The 16,714-nt window shown below is 74.8% G+C and carries 19 protein-coding genes; 15 read left to right on the forward strand and 4 right to left on the reverse strand.

Annotated elements, in window-relative coordinates; all coding sequences use genetic code 11:
* Positions 1-18 precede the first annotated feature (18 nt).
* Positions 19-1,170, forward strand: a complete 1,152-nt coding sequence (locus ACH443_RS14995) for a glutamate--cysteine ligase (protein WP_429764683.1) — start codon at positions 19-21, stop codon at positions 1,168-1,170.
* Here ACH443_RS14995 and ACH443_RS15000 read toward each other — a convergent pair.
* The 3 genes from ACH443_RS15000 to tsaD are packed head-to-tail and all read right to left on the reverse strand — an operon-like array spanning position 1,167 to position 3,632.
* Positions 1,167-1,535, reverse strand: a complete 369-nt coding sequence (locus tag ACH443_RS15000; RefSeq protein WP_429764685.1) for a nuclear transport factor 2 family protein — start codon at positions 1,533-1,535, stop codon at positions 1,167-1,169. The genes ACH443_RS14995 and ACH443_RS15000 overlap by 4 nt on opposite strands.
* On the reverse strand, positions 1,532-2,527 hold the full coding sequence (locus ACH443_RS15005; protein ID WP_430590760.1) for a class I SAM-dependent methyltransferase: 996 nt from the start codon (positions 2,525-2,527) through the stop codon (positions 1,532-1,534). The genes ACH443_RS15000 and ACH443_RS15005 overlap by 4 nt, the downstream gene beginning before the upstream one ends.
* Before the next feature lie 43 nt (positions 2,528-2,570).
* Positions 2,571-3,632: a tRNA (adenosine(37)-N6)-threonylcarbamoyltransferase complex transferase subunit TsaD gene (gene tsaD / locus ACH443_RS15010; RefSeq protein WP_430557144.1), complete on the reverse strand. Its 1,062-nt coding sequence runs from the start codon at positions 3,630-3,632 to the stop codon at positions 2,571-2,573.
* A 170-nt stretch (positions 3,633-3,802) separates the two neighbouring features.
* Between tsaD and urtA the strand changes: the two genes are divergently transcribed.
* From urtA to ACH443_RS15070, 12 genes are read left to right on the forward strand one after another with little or no spacing between them, the layout of a single operon-like run.
* Positions 3,803-5,086 carry an urea ABC transporter substrate-binding protein gene (gene urtA, locus ACH443_RS15015; RefSeq protein WP_430590761.1) on the forward strand — a complete coding sequence of 428 codons (1,284 nt, stop codon included), beginning with the start codon at positions 3,803-3,805 and terminating at the stop codon, positions 5,084-5,086.
* Between the two features lie 20 nt (positions 5,087-5,106).
* The gene (gene urtB, locus ACH443_RS15020; RefSeq protein ID WP_429764690.1) at positions 5,107-5,991 is read left to right on the forward strand and encodes an urea ABC transporter permease subunit UrtB; all 885 of its coding nucleotides are present in this window, start codon (positions 5,107-5,109) and stop codon (positions 5,989-5,991) included.
* Positions 5,988-7,148: an urea ABC transporter permease subunit UrtC gene (gene urtC, locus ACH443_RS15025; protein ID WP_430557142.1), complete on the forward strand. Its 1,161-nt coding sequence runs from the start codon at positions 5,988-5,990 to the stop codon at positions 7,146-7,148. Before urtB ends, urtC begins: the two co-directional genes overlap by 4 nt.
* Positions 7,145-7,981, forward strand: coding sequence for an urea ABC transporter ATP-binding protein UrtD (urtD, locus tag ACH443_RS15030; RefSeq protein WP_430590762.1), 837 nt, complete (start codon positions 7,145-7,147; stop codon positions 7,979-7,981). The genes urtC and urtD overlap by 4 nt, the downstream gene beginning before the upstream one ends.
* On the forward strand, positions 7,978-8,679 hold the full coding sequence (locus tag ACH443_RS15035) for an ATP-binding cassette domain-containing protein (RefSeq protein ID WP_430590763.1): 702 nt from the start codon (positions 7,978-7,980) through the stop codon (positions 8,677-8,679). Before urtD ends, ACH443_RS15035 begins: the two co-directional genes overlap by 4 nt.
* Before the next feature lie 31 nt (positions 8,680-8,710).
* The gene (locus ACH443_RS15040; protein ID WP_429727897.1) at positions 8,711-9,013 is read left to right on the forward strand and encodes an urease subunit gamma; all 303 of its coding nucleotides are present in this window, start codon (positions 8,711-8,713) and stop codon (positions 9,011-9,013) included.
* Positions 9,014-9,062: 49 nt separating this feature from the next.
* The gene (ureB, locus tag ACH443_RS15045) at positions 9,063-9,449 is read left to right on the forward strand and encodes an urease subunit beta (RefSeq protein WP_429764695.1); all 387 of its coding nucleotides are present in this window, start codon (positions 9,063-9,065) and stop codon (positions 9,447-9,449) included.
* Positions 9,449-11,152, forward strand: coding sequence for an urease subunit alpha (locus ACH443_RS15050; RefSeq protein ID WP_429764696.1), 1,704 nt, complete (start codon positions 9,449-9,451; stop codon positions 11,150-11,152). Before ureB ends, ACH443_RS15050 begins: the two co-directional genes overlap by 1 nt.
* 7 nt (positions 11,153-11,159) lie before the next feature.
* Entirely contained in the window at positions 11,160-11,915 is a 756-nt protein-coding gene (locus tag ACH443_RS15055) for an urease accessory protein UreF (protein WP_429764698.1), read from the forward strand.
* Positions 11,908-12,699: an urease accessory protein UreG gene (gene ureG / locus ACH443_RS15060; RefSeq protein ID WP_430590764.1), complete on the forward strand. Its 792-nt coding sequence runs from the start codon at positions 11,908-11,910 to the stop codon at positions 12,697-12,699. The genes ACH443_RS15055 and ureG overlap by 8 nt, the downstream gene beginning before the upstream one ends.
* Positions 12,677-13,477, forward strand: a complete 801-nt coding sequence (locus ACH443_RS15065) for an urease accessory protein UreD (protein ID WP_430590765.1) — start codon at positions 12,677-12,679, stop codon at positions 13,475-13,477. Before ureG ends, ACH443_RS15065 begins: the two co-directional genes overlap by 23 nt.
* Complete coding sequence (locus ACH443_RS15070; protein ID WP_429764702.1) at positions 13,474-14,457, forward strand: HoxN/HupN/NixA family nickel/cobalt transporter; 984 nt, start codon at positions 13,474-13,476, stop codon at positions 14,455-14,457. The genes ACH443_RS15065 and ACH443_RS15070 overlap by 4 nt, the downstream gene beginning before the upstream one ends.
* Here the strand turns inward: ACH443_RS15070 and ACH443_RS15075 are convergent.
* Positions 14,398-14,817, reverse strand: coding sequence for a MarR family transcriptional regulator (locus ACH443_RS15075; protein WP_429764703.1), 420 nt, complete (start codon positions 14,815-14,817; stop codon positions 14,398-14,400). The genes ACH443_RS15070 and ACH443_RS15075 overlap by 60 nt on opposite strands.
* A gap of 86 nt (positions 14,818-14,903) precedes the next feature.
* On the opposite strand from ACH443_RS15075, the gene ACH443_RS15080 reads away from it, so the two are divergent.
* Together ACH443_RS15080 and ACH443_RS15085 are read left to right on the forward strand one after the other, a co-directional pair.
* Positions 14,904-15,959: a substrate-binding domain-containing protein gene (locus tag ACH443_RS15080; protein WP_430590766.1), complete on the forward strand. Its 1,056-nt coding sequence runs from the start codon at positions 14,904-14,906 to the stop codon at positions 15,957-15,959.
* A 71-nt stretch (positions 15,960-16,030) separates the two neighbouring features.
* Positions 16,031-16,654 (forward strand): malonic semialdehyde reductase, encoded by a 624-nt coding sequence (locus ACH443_RS15085; protein ID WP_429764707.1) that lies wholly within the window; start codon positions 16,031-16,033, stop codon positions 16,652-16,654.
* Positions 16,655-16,714: the final 60 nt, after the last annotated feature.

The following is a 16,714-nucleotide window of genomic DNA, read 5'->3' on the forward strand; positions in this document are numbered from 1 at the left end:
CGTGGAAGCATGGCCCGCATGGTGCTGGAATTCGCCGCCTCCGAGCGGTCGAGCGTCGGGCTCGAGTGGGAGCTCGCGCTGGTCGACGCCGACTCGGGCAACCTGCGGCAGGTGGCGCCCGCCGTCATCGAGGCGGTGGCCGACGACGTGCGGCACCGCTACGTGAAGCCCGAGTTCCTGCGGAACACGGTCGAGGTGATCAGCGGCGTGCGGCGCACCGTGCCCGAGGCGATCGCCGACCTCGAGCGCGGCATCGCCGCCATCCACGACGCCACTGGCCCCATGCGCGTGGACCTCATGGGCGCGGGCACGCACCCGTTCGCGCACTGGTCGCAGCAGAAGGTCACCGACAAGAAGCGGTACGCCACCGTCGTCGACCGGGCGCAGGTCGTGGGCCGCCAGCAGATCGTCTACGGCGTGCACGCGCACGTGGGCATCGAGGACCGCGCCAAGGTGCTGCCGATCGTCAACTCGCTGCTGGTGTACCTGCCGTACCTGCAGGTGCTGTCCGCCTCGTCGCCGTTCTTCGGCGGCGACGACACCGGCTACGCCTCGATGCGGACCATGATCTTCCAGCAGCTGCCCACCGCGGGGCTGCCCTACCAGTTCGGGGCCTGGTCCGAGCTGGAGCGGTACGTCGCGGACATGCTGCACACCGGCGTCATCGACGACTTCACGGAGGTGCGGTGGGACGTGCGCCCCGCGCCGCACTTCGGCACGGTCGAGATGCGGATCTGCGACGGCACGTCGAACACGTTCGAGCTCGCCGCCCTCGGCGCACTCGTGCACTGCCTGGTGGAGCACCTGTCGACCCTGCTCGACGAGGGCCGCCCCCTGCCCACGATGCCGGCGTGGTTCGTGCACGAGAACAAGTGGCGCGCTGCCCGCTACGGCACCGAGGCGATCATCATCCTCGACGACGCCGGCGAGGAGGAGCTCGTCACCGACGCGCTGCCCCGCCTGCTCGCGACGCTCGAGCCCGTCGCCGAGCGGCTGGGCTGCGCCGCCGAGCTCGACGGCGTGCGCGAGATCGTGCGCCGTGGTGCGTCGTACCAGCGGCAGCGGGAGGTGGCCCGCGTGCACGGCGGCGGCCCCGCGGCGCTCGAGGCCGTGGTCGCGTCGCTCGTCGCCGAGCTGCACGCCGGGCGGCCGCTGCCGGCGGCAGGCTAGGGCGCCGCCTCGGCGGCCGGCGCGAGCGTGGCGGCCAGGACCTGCCAGCCCTCGTCGGCCCGCACCCAGAGGCGCGTGTAGACCAGCCGCGCCGACACCGCGGTGCCGCCCTGGACCGCGTCGACGGCGGCGACGAGCCGGCTCGTCCCGCTCGCGGCGTCCTCCCGGACGTCGAGCGACTCCTCCTCCAGGCGGGTGATCCGCAGCAGCCCCGACCGGTAGCTCTCCAGGTCGTCCTCCCGGGAGAACACCGAGCCGTCCGGGCCGGCGCCCACGCACCGAGGATGCAGCAGCGCCCCCAGCGCGTCGACGTCGCCGGCGCGCTGGGCGGCCTGGAGCGCGCGCTCGGCAGCGAGAAGGCTCATCGCCCGGCCCCCCGTTCCTTCTCGAAGTCCCACACGACGAGCGAGGGCGTGCCCGCGTACGCCGCGCCCGCCGCCGCCGGCACCAACGGCATCAGCTCCCAGAGGGTCGGCGGCCTGGCCGGGTCCTCGAGCTCCACGTCGGCGGCGGGGTCGAAGGCCCCCGTCCCGGCGTCCGGGGCCGCGGTGTACTCGCGGCCGCCGCCGGCTCCCCCGTCGGCTCCCCCGTCGGCATGGTCCGCGCCGCCGCCGACGTACTCGCGGCAGAACCGCGGCGCCAGGCCCACGGGCAGGGCCGCCTGCAGGTACTCGCTCGTGGCGTGGAACCAGTTCGGGATGTACCCGAACTCGCCGTCCGCGCCCTCGACGAGCGGATAGAGCGGCGACCCGGTGAAGTACCCGCGCGTGTCCGAGACGACGAGGCGGCCGCCCGGGCGAAGTACGCGCGCCAGCTCGGCGAACACGGGCCCCAGATCCCGCACGTGGCACAGCGCGAGGGTGACGAGGACGAGGTCGGCGGACGCGTCGTCCACCGGCAGCTCGTGCAGGTCGCCCTCGGTGAACCGTGCCCCCGGGACCTTGGCGCGGGCGATCTCGAGCATGTCGGGCGACGAGTCGACGCCGAGCACGTCGTGCCCCTGCTCGACGAGCCACTCGGTGTGCCGGCCCGTACCGCACGCCGCGTCGACCGCGACGCCGCGGGGCAGGTGCTCCATCAGCGGCCGGACGAGCGGCTCCTCCATCCCCCAGAACCCGTTGGGACCGTCGTAGCGGGGCGCCCAGTGCCGGTAGCCGTCGCGGGTGGTGATCGGCGGGACCTCGTGTCCCGGGCCGAAGCGGTCGGCGGCGTCGAGCAGCGCGCGCACGTCGGCCAGCCGCGCCTCGACGAACGAGCGGTCGTGCTCGCCGGCGAACGCGCGCAGCAGCGCCACGCCCTCCAGCCCGACGAGGTACGCGAGCGGGTGCTGGTAGATGGTGGGGCGGTCGGTGTCCACGGTCGGGACGCTACCGACGCGGCCCGGTGGTCACGAGGTCTTTTCAGACGGTGATGGTGGTCATCGGCATCGACGAGTCGACCGGGAAGTCGAAGCTCGACGGCGCCGCCCCGGCGCGCACGACGGCGGAACCCAGCGCGGCGATCATCGCGCCGTTGTCGGTGCAGTAGCGGATCGGCGGGATGCGCAGGTCGATGCCCGCCTCCGCGCAGCGCTTCGCGGCCATCTCACGCAGCTGGCTGTTCGCGGAGAACCCGCCGCCCACGACGAGCGTCTCGACGTCGTGCCGGCGGCACGCGGCGATCGTCTTGGCGGTGAGCACGTCGGCGACCGCGGCGGCGAACGACGCGGCGACGTCGGCCGCCGGGACCTCGCGCCCGGCGTCGACGCAGGCCTCGATCCAGCGGGCGACCGCCGTCTTGAGGCCGGAGAAGGAGAAGTCGTAGGCGTGCTTCGCCTGGTCCTTCGCGGCGGTGAGGCCGCGCGGGAAGCGGATGGCCTCCGGGTCGCCCTCGCGTGCCAGCCGGTCCACGTGCGGGCCACCGGGGTAGGGCAGGCCGAGCAGGCGGCCGACCTTGTCGAAGGCCTCCCCCGCCGCGTCGTCGAGCGTGGAGCCGAGCTCGGTGACGCCCGTCGCGACGTCGTCCACGAGCATCAGCGAGCTGTGCCCGCCCGAGACCACGAGCGCCATCGTGCGGCCCTCGAACGGACCGTCGACGAGCTGGTTCACCGCGGCGTGCCCGATGACGTGGTTGACGCCGTACAGCGGCTTGTTCAGGCCGATCGCGAGCGCCTTCGCCGCGGACGCGCCGATCGTGAGCGGGCCGACCAGGCCCGGGCCGGCGGTGACGGCGATCGCGTCCACCTCGGACAGGTCGACGTCGGCCTCACCGAGCGCGCGCGTGATCGTGGGGACCATCTGCTCCAGGTGGGCGCGGCTCGCGACCTCCGGGATGATCCCGCCGTAGCGCGCGTGCTCCTCCATCGAGCTGGCGACGGCGTCGACCAGGAGCTCGTCGCCGCGGACGAGCGCGACGCCCGTCTCGTCGCAGGAGGTCTCGATACCGAGGACGAGGGGGTCACCGACCCCGTGCGCGGATGCCATGGCCCCATGATCGCACCGGCGCGGGGGCGAACGCTCCGGCCACCTCTCCGGCACCCGTCCCCACCAGCCGTAACACGATGGTGACACCGAACTCACGGCGGGGACACGTGGACGTACTTGGGTTCATCTGAACCTAACCGGCCCCCGGGCCACGGCCACGAAGGAGCACCATGCGTCCTCGAAGCAGCACGGGCACCACGCGCACCGGCACCACCCGACCTGTCGTCGCCTCCCTCGCCGTCCTCGCCGTCGCCGCCCTCTCGGCCTGCGGGGCCCGGGTGGACGCCGCGAGCGGCGACGCCTCGGCCTCCGCGGCGAAGGGCTGCGTCGACACCTCGGGCGACACGGTCAAGGTCGGCTTCCTCAACTCGCTGTCGGGCACGATGGCGATCTCCGAGCAGACCGTGCACGACTCGCTCCAGCTGGCCGCGGCCGAGATCAACGCCGACGGCGGCGTGCTCGGCAAGCAGCTCGAGATCGTCTCCGAGGACGGCCAGTCCGAGCCCACCGTCTTCGCGGAGAAGGCCACCAAGCTCATCACCAGCGACTGCGTGGCGGCCGTGTTCGGGGGCTGGACGTCGGCGTCGCGCAAGGCGATGCTGCCGGTCTTCGAGGCGAACGACTCGCTGCTGTTCTACCCGGTGCAGTACGAGGGCCTCGAGGCCTCGGAGAACATCTTCTACACCGGCGCCACGACCAACCAGCAGATCGTGCCCGCCCTCGACTACCTCGCCGAGCAGGGCACCACGTCGCTGTTCCTCGTGGGCTCCGACTACGTGTTCCCGCGCACCGCGAACAAGATCATCAACGCGTACGCCGAGGCGCACGGCATCGAGATCGTCGGCGAGGAGTACGCGCCGCTCGGCCACACGGACTTCTCCACCATCGTCAACAAGGTGAAGGCCGCCGGGGCGGACGCGGTGTTCAACACCCTCAACGGCGACTCCAACGTCGCGTTCTTCAAGGAGTACAACAACGCCGGTCTGTCCGCCGACGACATGCCCGTCGTCTCCGTCTCGATCGCGGAGGAGGAGGTGGGCGGCATCGGCGTGGACACCATCGAGGGCCAGCTCACCGCCTGGAACTACTACCAGACGGTCGACAGCCCCGAGAACGACGCGTTCGTGAAGGCGTTCCAGGCCGAGTACGGCGACGACCGTGTGACGTCCGACCCGATGGAGGCCGCCTACACGTCGCTGTACCTGTGGAAGGCGATGGTCGAGAAGGCGGACTCCTTCGACGTCGCGGACGTGCAGGCGGCCGCGGACGGCGTCACCTTCGACGCGCCCGAGGGCACCGTCGTCGTGGACGGCGAGAACCACCACGTCGCCAAGACGGCGCTCGTCGGGCGCATCGGCGAGGACGGCCTCATCCACACCGAGTGGAGCTCCGAGGAGCCCATCGAGCCCGACCCGTTCCTCGAGGGCTACGACTGGGCCGACGGGCTCTCCTGACCGGGGCCCCTGGACACGACATGGACACCCTCCTCTCCCAGCTCTTCGCGGGCCTGAGCCTCGGCTCGGTGCTGCTGCTCGCGGCCCTGGGCCTCGCCCTGACCTTCGGTCAGATGGGCGTGATCAACATGGCCCACGGCGAGTTCATGATGGCGGGCGCCTACACGGCGTTCGTGATCCAGGGGCTGCTCGGCGACCCCGGCGCGAGCCTGCTCGTGTCGCTGCCGCTCGGGTTCCTCGTCGGCGGGGCGCTCGGGCTGCTGCTCGAGGCCACGCTGATCCACCGCATGTACCGGCGGCCGCTCGACACGCTGCTCGTCACCTGGGGCGTCGCGCTGCTGCTGCAGCAGGTGGCGCGCGACGTGTTCGGCGCCCCCAACGTGGACGTGGCCGCGCCCGGCTGGCTGTCGGGCGCGGTCACGGTCGGCGGGCTCGCGCTGCCCAGGACCCGGCTGTTCATCCTCGCGCTGGCCGTCGTGTGCCTGGTCGCGCTGGCCGTCGTCATGAAGGCCACCCCGCTGGGACGCCGCATCCGGGCCGTGGTGCAGCACCGCGACCTGGCGGAGGCGTCCGGCATCTCGTCGCGGGCCACCGACCGGCTGACGTTCTTCGTCGGCTCCGGCCTCGCCGGGATCGCCGGCGTCGCGCTGACCCTGCTCGGCTCGGTCGGCCCGACGCTCGGCACGGGCTACATCGTCGACGCGTTCCTCGTCGTCGTCGCGGGCGGCATCGGGCAGATCAAGGGCACCGTGATCGCGGCGACGGCGCTCGGCCTGCTGCAGGCGTTCTTCGAGTACTCCACCACGGCGTCCGTCGCGAAGGTCCTCGTGTTCGTCGTCATCGTCGCCTTCCTGCAGGTACGACCCCAGGGCCTGGTCTCGGTCCGGACGAGGAGCCTCGCATGACCGGCAGCACGAGCACCCGCACCGCACGACTGTCCGCCCTCGTCCGCCCGGGCCGGGCGCGCGCCACGGCCGGGTTCGGCCTCGCGGCCGTCCTGCTCCTCGCCGTCGCGCCGGTGCTGCTCAGCCCGTTCCGGCTCGGCCTGCTCGGTAAGTTCCTGTGCCTGGCCATGGTCGCCGTCGGCATCGGCCTCGCCTGGGGCCGCGGCGGCCTGCTCACCCTCGGCCAGGGCGTGTACTTCGGCCTGGGCGCCTACGTCATGGCGATGCACCTCAAGCTCGCCGACGCCGGCCCGGGCGGCGTGCCCGACTTCATGCTGCTCTACGGCACCGGCGAGGTGCCCGGCTGGTGGGAGCCCCTGCGCTCGCCGGCCGTCGCCCTCGCCCTGGTCGTGCTCGTGCCCGCCGCGCTCGCCGCCGCCCTCGGCTGGGCCGTCTTCACGCGGCGGGTGCGGGGCGCGTACTTCGCGATCCTGTCGCAGGCCCTCGCCGCCGCGTTCGCCATCCTGTTGATCGGCCAGCAGCAGACGACGGGCGGTACCAACGGGCTCAACGGGTTCCGGTCGTTCTTCGGTTACGACCTCGCCGACCCGGTCAACCAGCGGATGCTCTACCTGATCGCCGCCGGGGTGCTGCTCGTGATGGTCGTGGGCGCCCGCCAGCTCATGGTGTCGCGCTTCGGCGAGGTCCTCGTCGCCGTCCGCGACCAGGAGGACCGCGTCCGGTTCCTCGGCTACGACCCGGCGGCCGTGAAGACCGTCGTCTACGTGGTCGCGGCCGTGATGGCCGCCGTCGGCGGGGCGCTGTTCGTGCCCGTCGTCGGGATCGTCTCCCCCGCCGACGTCGGCGTCGTGCCGTCCATCGGCTTCCTCGTCGGCGTGGCCATCGGCGGCCGGGCGACCCTGCTCGGCCCCGTCCTCGGCTCCGTCGCCGTGAGCTGGGCGCAGACCTCGCTGTCCGAGCAGTTCCCTTCCGGCTGGATCTACCTCCAGGGGGCGCTGTTCGTGCTGGTCGTCGCCTTCCTGCCCGGCGGCCTGGCGTCGGTCGTGCCGATGCTGCGTCGCCGGCGTCGCGCCGGCCGTGAGGCGGAGCCGGAGGCCCCCGCCGCGCCGGGCGACGCCCCGTCCCCCGACCTCCTGCCCGAAGGGAGCCGCGCATGAGCGAGCAGACCGAGATCGACCTCGCCGCCGCGGAGGCGCTGCTGGGGGACGACACCGCCCGGTTCCGCCACGACTACCTCGAGGTGCGCGGCCTGCGGGTGGAGTTCGGCGGCTTCGTCGCCGTCCGCGACGTCGACCTCACCGTCGCCCAGGGGGACCTCCGGTTCCTCATCGGCCCCAACGGCGCGGGCAAGACGACGCTCATCGACGCCGTCACCGGCCTCGTGCGGGCGGCCGGCGGCTCGGCCCGGTTCGGCGGGACGGAGCTGCTGGGGCGGGCCACGCACCGTGTCGCCCGGGCGGGCGTCGGCCGCACGTTCCAGACGGCGAGCGTGTTCGAGCAGCTCACCGTGCTGCAGAACCTCGACATCGCCGCCGGCGCGCGCCGCCGGCCGACGACGATGCTCCGTCGGCGACGGGGCGTCCCGGAGGCGGTCGAGCGGGCGATGGAGACCGTCGGCCTCGCCGCGCTGCGCGACGCGCCCGCGGGCGTCCTGGCGCACGGCCAGAAGCAGTGGCTCGAGATCGGGATGCTGCTGGTGCAGGACGCGCACCTGCTGCTGCTCGACGAGCCCGTCGCGGGCATGACCCAGGCGGAGCGCGAGGAGACCGGCGAGCTGCTGCGCCGGGTGGGCTCCCAGCGCGTCGTCGTGGTGGTGGAGCACGACATGGAGTTCCTGCGCTCCTACGCCGACTCGGTGACGGTCATGCACCAGGGCGCCGTCCTCGCCGAGGGGACGGTCGCCGAGGTGCAGCAGGACCCGGCGGTCGTCGAGGTCTATCTCGGCGCCCCGGCGGGCGAACGAGCCACCACGACGGAGGGACCCGCATGATGCTCGAGCTGACCGGCCTGGGCACGGGGTACGGCCGCACGGCCGTCGTGCACGACGTGGACCTCGACGTCGCGGACGGCACGCTGACCGCCGTCCTCGGCCACAACGGGGCGGGCAAGACGACGCTCCTCAAGGCGGTGCTCGGGCTGCTGCCCGCCCGGGCCGGGTCCGTGCGCCTGGCCGGAGACGACGTCACGCGCTGGCCGACCCACCGGCGCGTGCGCGCCGGGATCGCGTACGTGCCGCAGGGCCAGCAGTCCTTCGGCCAGCTCACCGCTCGGGAGAACCTGCAGGTGGTCGCCGACACCCACGGCGCCGCCGGCCGTCGCCGCACCGACGACGCGCTCGACCTGTTCCCCGCGCTGCGCGAGCTGCTCGGCCGCCAGGCGGGGCTCCTGTCGGGCGGCCAGCGCCAGCAGCTCGCCATCGCCCGGGCACTCGTCACCGGCCCGCAGCTGCTGGTGCTCGACGAGCCCGCCGAGGGCATCCAGCCGAACGTCGTGAGCGAGATCTACGCGGCGATCACGTCGCTGACGGCGGCGGGCGGGCTGTCCGCGCTGCTGGTGGAGCAGCACCTCGGCTACGCCGTCGAGCACGCCGCCGGGTACGCCGTGCTCGCCTCCGGGCGGGTGACCCACCGGGGCACGGGCGGCGGCGCCGACGCCCTCGCCGGCGCCCGCGAGGCGATGGCGCTGTGAGCCGCACGCCCGTGCGCACCGAGGAGGACGCGTGCACCTGACCCCCGCCGACACCGAGAAGCTGCTGCTCGCCGTGGCGGGCATGGTCGCGCGCGACCGCCTCGCGCGCGGTGTGCGGCTCAACCACCCCGAGTCGGTCGCCCTGCTGTCGTGCTGGGTGATCGAGCGGGCCCGCGACGGCGCCGACGTGCCGACCCTCATGCAGGACGGCCGCGAGGTGCTGGGCCGCGAGCAGGTGATGGACGGCGTGCCCGAGATGCTCGTCGACGTGCAGGTCGAGGCCACCTTCCCCGACGGCCGCAAGCTCGTGACCCTGCACCATCCCATCCCGTGACCCCGGCACCCGCCGGCCGCCTCGACCCGACCCCGACCCAGGAGGTCCCGTGACCGCACACGTCGCCACCGGCCCCGGCGCGACCCGCGTCGCCCCCGGGCGCCTCGAGCTCAACGTGCGCCCGGCGCACGAGCGGCTGCGCCTCGTCGTGGAGAACACCGGCGACCGGCCGGTGCAGGTGGGCTCGCACGTGCACCTGCCCGACGCCAACGACGCGCTCCGCTTCGACCGCGCCGCCGCGCACGGCTTCCGGCTCGACGTCCCGTCCGGCACGTCGCAGCGGTTCGAGCCGGGGGTGAGCCGCGAGGTCGACGCCGTGACGATCCGCGGCGCGCGGCGCGTGCCGGGCATCCGCCGGGGCAAGACCGACGGCGGCGCGCTCGGCGCCGTCCCGTCCCCGGAGGCCACGGCGCCGCACGACGAGCAGGAGGACTGATGGTCTGGATCGACCGGGAGCGCTACGCGGCCCTGTACGGGCCGACCGTCGGCGACCAGCTGCGCCTCGGCGACACCGACCTGTGGATCGAGGTCACCGAGGACCGCACGGTCGGCGGCGAGGAGGCCGTGTTCGGCGGCGGCAAGTCCATCCGGGAGTCGATGGCGCAGTCGACGCGGAGCCGTGCCGCCGGGGCCCTGGACACCGTGATCACCGGCGTCGTCGTCCTGGACTGGTGGTGCGTGGTCCGGGCGGACGTCGGGCTGCGCGACGGGCGGGTCGTCGCGCTCGGCCGTGCGGGCAACCCGGACGTGGCCGACGGCGTGCACCCGGACCTCGTCATCGGGCCGTCGACCGACGTGATCTCGGGCGAGGGCCGGATCCTCACCGCCGGCGGCTTCGACCCGCACGTGCACCTGCTGTCGCCGTCGGCGCTGCACGAGGCGCTGGCCACCGGCATCACGACCGTCGCCGGGGGCGGCACGGGCCCGTCCGAGGGCTCGAAGGCCACCACGGTGACGCCCGGCGCCTGGCACCTGCGGTCCGTGCTGCGCGCGCTGGACCACCTGCCGCTCAACGTGCTGCTGCTCGGCAAGGGCAACACCGTGGGCGAGGAGGCCCTCGCGGAGCAGGCCCTCGCCGGAGCGGCCGGGTACAAGGTGCACGAGGACTGGGGCTCCACGCCCGCCGCCCTCGACGCGGCGCTGCGGGCCGCCGACGAGTGGGGCCTCCAGGTGGCGCTGCACTCCGACTCGCTCAACGAGGCCGGGTTCGTCCAGTCCACGATCGACGCGATCGGCGGCCGGGGGATCCACGCGTACCACGTCGAGGGCGCGGGCGGCGGGCACGCCCCCGACATCCTCACCATCGCGAGCCTGCCGCACGTGCTGCCGGGGTCGACCAACCCGACCCTGCCCCACACGGTGAACACCGTGGCGGAGCACCTCGACATGCTCATGGTCTGCCACCACCTCAACCCCGCCGTCCCCGAGGACCTGGCGTTCGCCGAGTCGCGGATCCGGGCGTCGACCATCGCCGCCGAGGACGTGCTGCACGACCTCGGGGCCATCTCCATCACCTCCTCCGACGCCCAGGCGATGGGCCGCATCGGCGAGGTGATCACCCGCACCTGGCAGGTGGCGCACGTGATGAAGCACCGGCGCGGGCCGCTGTCGGGCGCGGAGCCGGCGGACAACGAGCGCGCCCGCCGGTACGTCGCGAAGTACACGATCAACCCGGCGGTCGCGCACGGCGTCGACGCCCACATCGGCTCCGTGGAGCCGGGCAAGCTGGCCGACCTCGTGCTGTGGGACCCCCGGTTCTTCGGGGTCCGGCCCGAGCTCGTGATCAAGGGCGGGGTGATCGCGTGGGCGGCGCTGGGCGACCCGAACGCGTCCATCCCCACGCCGCAGCCGGTGCTCATGCGTCCCGCGTTCGGCGACGCCGTCGGCGCCGACACCTCGCTCGCGTTCGTCGCGCCGGCCGCGATCGAGGACGGCCTGGCCGGGCGCCTGGGCCTGCGCCGGCAGCTCGCCCCCGTCGCACCCACGCGCGGCGTCACCAAGGCGGACATGCGCAACAACGACGCGCTGCCGGACATCGACATCCGCCCCGACACCTTCGAGATCCGCGTCGACGGTGACCTGGTCGAGCCCGCACCCGCGGTGCGCCTGCCGCTCGCCCAGCTCTACTCGATGTTCTAGGCCGTCCATGACGTCCCTGTCCCCGCACCCCGCCACGGTCGCGATGCTGCTCGCGGACGCCCGCCTGCCCGGCGGCGGGCACGCCCACTCCGCGAGCCTCGAGCCCGCGCTGCGCGGCGGCATGCCGCCGGCCGACGTGCCGGCGTGGATGGTCGGTCGGGCGACGACGGTCAGCCTGGTGGAGGCCGGCACGGCGGTGGTCACCGCCCGGCTGCTGGCCGACGCCGGGCCCGCCGCCGGGACGGTCGACGCGCCGGACGACCGGGTCGACGCCGTCGTGCGCGCCTGGGCGGCGCGGACGCCCTCCCCCGCGCTGCGGGACGCGTCGCGCCTGCTGGGCCGCGGGTACCTGCGGGTCGCACGCACCCTGTGGCCGGGCAGCGCGGCCGTGCACGTCGTCGCCCGGCACGACGCGGCGAGCCGCCGGGAGAGCACGGGGCACCCGCGCGGCACCGGCGCGCCTCCGCGCGCCGTCGTGCTCGGCGCGATCTGTGCGGCGGCCGGCGTCCCCCCGGCGGACGTCGTCCGGCTGACCGTCTACGACGACGCCCAGGCGGCGGCGTCGGCCCTGCTCAAGCTCGAGCCGCTGGACCCCCTCGCCCCGGCGCGGTGGGTCCTCGACGCGTGCGCCGCCGCCGAGGAGCACGTGCTCCGCGTCGCGGCGTGCGCCACCCCGGAGGACATCCCGTCCTCCGGTGCCCCGTTGACCGAGGGCTGGGCCGAGGCCCACGCCGTCACGACCCAGAGGTTGTTCCGTGCCTGAACCCACTCCCCCCGCCACCCCCGCGAACCCGTCGCTCCCCGCCCGCGCCCTGCGCCTGGGCGTCGCCGGCCCCGTCGGCGTCGGCAAGTCCTCCCTGATCGCGACCGTGTGCCGGGCGCTGTCCGACGAGCTCGCGATCGGCGTCATCACCAACGACATCTACACCGACGAGGACGCGCGCTTCCTGCGGTCCGCCGGCGTCCTGGACCCTGAGCGCATCCGCGCCGTCGAGACCGGCGCCTGCCCGCACACCGCCATCCGCGACGACGTCACCGCCAACCTGCTCGCGGCCGAGGACCTCGAGCGCGACTTCGCGCCCCTCGACCTCGTGATCATCGAGTCCGGCGGCGACAACCTCACCGCCACGTTCTCCCCCGCCCTCGTCGACGCGCAGATCTTCGTGCTCGACGTCGCGGGCGGGGGCGACGTCGCGCGCAAGGGCGGGCCCGGCATCGGCCGCGCCGACCTCCTCGTGGTCAACAAGACCGACCTCGCGCCGCACGTCGGGGTGGACGTCGGGCAGATGGTCGCCGACGCGTCGGCCGCCCGCGACGGCCGGGACGTCGTCGCCCTGTCGCGCACGGACCCGGCGTCCGTCTCGGAGCTGCGGACGTGGCTCCTCGGCGTGCTCGACCTGTTCCGCGCCGGCGCGCACGTGGCGCAGGACCCCGGCCCGATGGCGCCGCACTTCCACGCCGACGAGGAGGGCGGGGGCGTCCTGCACAGCCACGCGGACGGCGACCGGTCGCACGGGCACGAGCATGCGCACACCCCCGCGCACTGAGGTCCGCCGCACGCTCGTCGAGGTCGAGCCGGGCACCGTGCCGGGCGCCCCCGTGCGCGTGCGCATCAGGGACGGGCTGCTCGCGGCGCGGACCGTCGCGCGCGGGGCCGCGCACGCGGAGGTGGCGCTCGTCGCGACCGGCGCGGTGCTGCTCGGCGGCGACCACGTCACCGTGCAGGTGCGCGTCGCCGACGGCTGCGCGCTCACCCTCACCGACGTCGGCGGCACGGTCGCGTACGACGGCGAGGGCGTGCCGTGCCGCTGGGACGCCGAGGTGCGGCTCGGGGCCGGCGCGCGGCTCGACTGGGAAGGCCTGCCGTTCGTCGTGTCCACGGGCGCGGACGTGACCCGGTCGACGGACGCGGTGCTCGGCCCGGGCGCGCGGCTGCGGCTGCGCGAGACCGTCGTGCTGGGGCGCGACGGCGAGCGCGGCGGCCGCGTCGTGCTGCGGTCCCGCGCGCACGACGACGACGGGCCGCTGCTCGTCGAGGAGGTCGTCGCCGCCGGCGACCGCCCCGTGCCGGGGGTCCTGGGCGGGGCGCGCGTGGTCGACACCGTGACCGACCTCCGGGGCACGCCTGACGACGACCCCGCCGACGACCCCGCCGCGATCAGCCCCGACGGCGCGGTGACGCTGCGCCTGGAGCGCGGCGGCACCCTGACCCGCTGGCTCGGGCCCACCGCTCATCTCAGCCCGTTGCACCGGTCTCATCCCGTACCGGCCCGCCCCGTCGCGGCGCCGCCCGCGCCGCCCCTCGTCCGTCTGGAGCCCGCATGACCCGCACCGCCCTCGTCGTCGCCGCCCTGCACGTCGTCGGGATCGGCGGCCTCGCCGCCACCCTCGCCCTGGACGGCGGCTCCGGCGCGATCACCCTCGTCATGGCCCTCACGGCGTACGGGTTCGGCCTGCGGCACGCGTTCGACGCCGACCACATCGCCACGATCGACAACACGACGCGGCGGCTCGTGCGCGAGGGCCGCGACGCGCGCGGGGTGGGCCTGTGGTTCTCGCTCGGCCACTCGACGGTGGTCGTGGGCGCCGCGCTCCTGCTCGCCGTCGGTGTGCAGGCGCTGGCGCCCGCGCTCGAGGACGAGTCGTCGCCCTGGCGCCGGTTCACCGGCGTGTGGGGCCCGGTCGTGTCGGGCACCTTCCTGCTGACGATCGCCGTGGTGAACGTGCTGCTGCTGCGCCGTGCCCTGCGTGCCGGCCGGCGCGCGGCGGGCGACGGCCACCACCACGACCTCGATGCCGCCGGCGGCCCGGTCTCGTGGGCGCTGCGCCGGTTCGCGTGGGCCACGGACCGGCCGGGGCGCATGTACGGCGTGGGGCTCGTGTTCGGGCTCGGCTTCGACACCGCCACGGAGATCGGCCTGCTCGCGATGACGGCCTCGACCGCCATGGGCCAGGTGCCGTGGTACGCGCCGCTGCCGCTGGCGGTGCTGTTCGCCGCCGGGATGTCGCTGCTCGACTCCCTGCAGGGCTCGGCCGCCCGGCGCGCGTACGCCCAGGCGGGCGTCGGCGCGGAGCGGGGCCGTCTGCGCTACGACGTGCTGGTCACCGGCGTCTCCGCCGCGGCCGCGGTGGGCATCGGCGGGGTGACCCTGCTGCAGGTGGCCGCCGAGCACGTCCCCGCCCTGGCCGAGGTGCCGGGAGCGTCGGTCGGCCTCGAGCCCTACGGCCTGGTGCTCGCCGGGGTGCTACTGGTCGCCTGGCTGGTCGCCCTGCTCCGCCTCCGCCAGCCGCGCGTCGAGGTCTGACAGCACGTCCCGCCCCCGGGACGACAGGTGGACGCGGACCACGCGACGGTCGAAGGCGTCCACCTCGCGGTACACCAGCGCGCGGGTGACGAGCGCGTCCACGCGACGGCCGAGGGTCGCCTTGTCCGTGACCGTCGCGGCGCGCAGCTCGGACATCATGGCGCCCGGCCGCCGCCGCAGTGCGTCCAGCACGAGCCACTCGTCGACGGTGCAGCCGGCGGGCGCGACGGCCTCGGCCGCGCGTCGCGCGGCGCGCCGCCCGGCCACCACGGAGCCCCGCAGCGCGGCGGCGGCCGTCGCCCCGGACGCACCCACGTCCGGGCCCGCCGTGGGGCTCTCCGACCGCGTCGACGTCCGCATGCTGACCCGCCTTCCCTCGCGCTCGTACACTACCGGCCATCACAGGCCGGGGCCCGGACCAGGGCCCCTCGCGCGGACGGGACGTCATGTCGGACTTCGTCGTCGGCGTCCTGCTGCACTTCCAGGGGCCGGGCGGGATCTACGGCCCCTCGTGCCAGGCCGTCACGGAGCTCGCGGTCGCCGAGCTCAACGCCGCGGGCGGCATCCTCGGGCGCCCGGTGCGCGCCGAGCTGCTCGACGCCGGCCAGCCGGTCGACCGGCTCCGTCGGCGCCTCGGGGTCGCGCTCGACGCCGGGCGCCTGCACGCGCTCACCGGGTGGCACACGTCGGCGGTGCGGCGCGCCGTCGTGCCGCTCGTGCAGCGCCGCGTGCCGTACGTGTACCCCGCGGCGTACGAGGGCGCCGAGACCCGCCCGGGTCTCTACGTCACCGGGGAGGTGCCGTCGGCGCAGCTCTTCCCCGCGATCGAGCGGCTGCGGGCCGAGGCGGGCACGCGCCGGTGGTTCGTCGTCGGGGACGACTACGCCTGGCCCCGCGGCACGTACGCGGCGCTGGCGCCGCAGCTGGCCGCGCTCGGCGCCGGGTTCGCGGGCGCGCGCTTCCTGCCGGAGCAGGGGGCGAGCGACGCGCAGCTCGCGGCCACGCTCGACGACGTGGCGCGCTCGGGCGCCGAGGGGGTGCTGCTGCTGATGGTCGGGCAGAACGGGGTGCGGTTCAACCGCCTGTTCGCGCGGCGGGGCTTGCACGAGCGGGTCGTGCGGCTCAGCACGCTCATGGAGGAGAACATGCTCATGGGCAGCGGGGCCGGCGCGACGGCGAACCTGTACTCGGCCGGCGGCTGGTTCCGCAGCCTCGCGACCGGCGAGGCGCTCGACCTGGTGGGCCGCTACACGGCGCACCACGGGCTGCACGCGCCCGCGATCGGTGCGGCCGCCGAGGCCTGCTACGAGGGGATCCTCGCGCTGCGGTCGATCGTCGAGCGGGCGGGCAGCGCCGTCGTCGCCGCGACCGACCGCTCCGTCGACGGGCTCACGTACGAGGGGCCGCGCGGCCTGGTCCGGTTCCGCGGCAACCACGCGGAGCAGAGGCTGTACCTCGCGCGTGCCGACGGGTTCGACTTCGACCCCCTCGCGGCGCTGTGACCTGGCCTGCTGTGGGGCACGTCACGGCCGCACCCGGAATCATGCGTCTGCATCGATCTGTTACGGCAACCATGACCGAGACCCTCACGCACCCGTCCACGTCTCTCGCCGTCGGCGACGAGGTGGCGGACCTCCTGTTCCGCTCCGCCCGCACCACCTCCCTGTGGACCGACGAGCCCGTCACCGACGAGCAGCTCACCTCCGCCTGGGACCTGGCGAAGTTCGGGCCCACCGCGATGAACACCCTCCCCCTGCGCGTGCTGGTGCTGCGCTCGGGCGACGCGCGCGAGCGCCTCGTGGCCCACATGGGCGACGGCAACAAGGACCGCGTCGCCGGCGCGCCGGTCTCCCTGGTGCTGGCCGCGGACCCGGCCTTCCACCAGCACCTCGACACCCTCTTCCCCGCCTACCCGGGCATGAAGGAGCAGCTGGAGCCCGCCGCGGAGGTCCGCGAGCAGATGGCCCGCAACAACGCCCTCATCCAGGCCGGGTACCTCATCGTGGGCCTGCGGGCCGCCGGCCTCGCCGCAGGCCCGATGAACGGCATGGACTTCGACGGCGTCGACGCCGAGTTCTTCGCCGAGTCCGGCTGGAAGTCGTTCCTCGTCGTCAACGTCGGCCACGCCGAGGGCGAGGGCTCGCCCTACCCGCGCGGCCCGCGCCTGTCCTTCGACGAGGTCGCGCAGGTCCTCTGACCCGCGCCTCCACGACGCAGGCACGGCCCGGTCCCCCGAGGGGGCCGGGCCGTCGTCGTC

Source organism: Isoptericola sp. NPDC019571 (genome assembly GCF_044389385.1).
Lineage (GTDB): Bacteria > Actinomycetota > Actinomycetes > Actinomycetales > Cellulomonadaceae > Isoptericola > Isoptericola nanjingensis.

Coding starts and splice junctions, on each gene's coding strand:
- ACH443_RS15035 (WP_430590763.1), top strand. CDS start 7,978: ATGATGCTCGAGCTGACCGGCCTGGGCACGGGGTACGGCCGCACGGCC.
- ACH443_RS15075 (WP_429764703.1), bottom strand. CDS start 14,817: ATGCGGACGTCGACGCGGTCGGAGAGCCCCACGGCGGGCCCGGACGTG.
- ACH443_RS15080 (WP_430590766.1), top strand. CDS start 14,904: ATGTCGGACTTCGTCGTCGGCGTCCTGCTGCACTTCCAGGGGCCGGGC.
- urtD (WP_430590762.1), top strand. CDS start 7,145: ATGAGCGAGCAGACCGAGATCGACCTCGCCGCCGCGGAGGCGCTGCTG.
- urtB (WP_429764690.1), top strand. CDS start 5,107: ATGGACACCCTCCTCTCCCAGCTCTTCGCGGGCCTGAGCCTCGGCTCG.
- urtC (WP_430557142.1), top strand. CDS start 5,988: ATGACCGGCAGCACGAGCACCCGCACCGCACGACTGTCCGCCCTCGTC.
- ACH443_RS15085 (WP_429764707.1), top strand. CDS start 16,031: ATGACCGAGACCCTCACGCACCCGTCCACGTCTCTCGCCGTCGGCGAC.
- urtA (WP_430590761.1), top strand. CDS start 3,803: ATGCGTCCTCGAAGCAGCACGGGCACCACGCGCACCGGCACCACCCGA.
- ACH443_RS15055 (WP_429764698.1), top strand. CDS start 11,160: ATGACGTCCCTGTCCCCGCACCCCGCCACGGTCGCGATGCTGCTCGCG.
- ACH443_RS15000 (WP_429764685.1), bottom strand. CDS start 1,535: ATGAGCCTTCTCGCTGCCGAGCGCGCGCTCCAGGCCGCCCAGCGCGCC.
- tsaD (WP_430557144.1), bottom strand. CDS start 3,632: ATGGCATCCGCGCACGGGGTCGGTGACCCCCTCGTCCTCGGTATCGAG.
- ACH443_RS15050 (WP_429764696.1), top strand. CDS start 9,449: ATGGTCTGGATCGACCGGGAGCGCTACGCGGCCCTGTACGGGCCGACC.
- ACH443_RS15065 (WP_430590765.1), top strand. CDS start 12,677: ATGCGCACACCCCCGCGCACTGAGGTCCGCCGCACGCTCGTCGAGGTC.
- ACH443_RS15070 (WP_429764702.1), top strand. CDS start 13,474: ATGACCCGCACCGCCCTCGTCGTCGCCGCCCTGCACGTCGTCGGGATC.
- ACH443_RS14995 (WP_429764683.1), top strand. CDS start 19: ATGGTGCTGGAATTCGCCGCCTCCGAGCGGTCGAGCGTCGGGCTCGAG.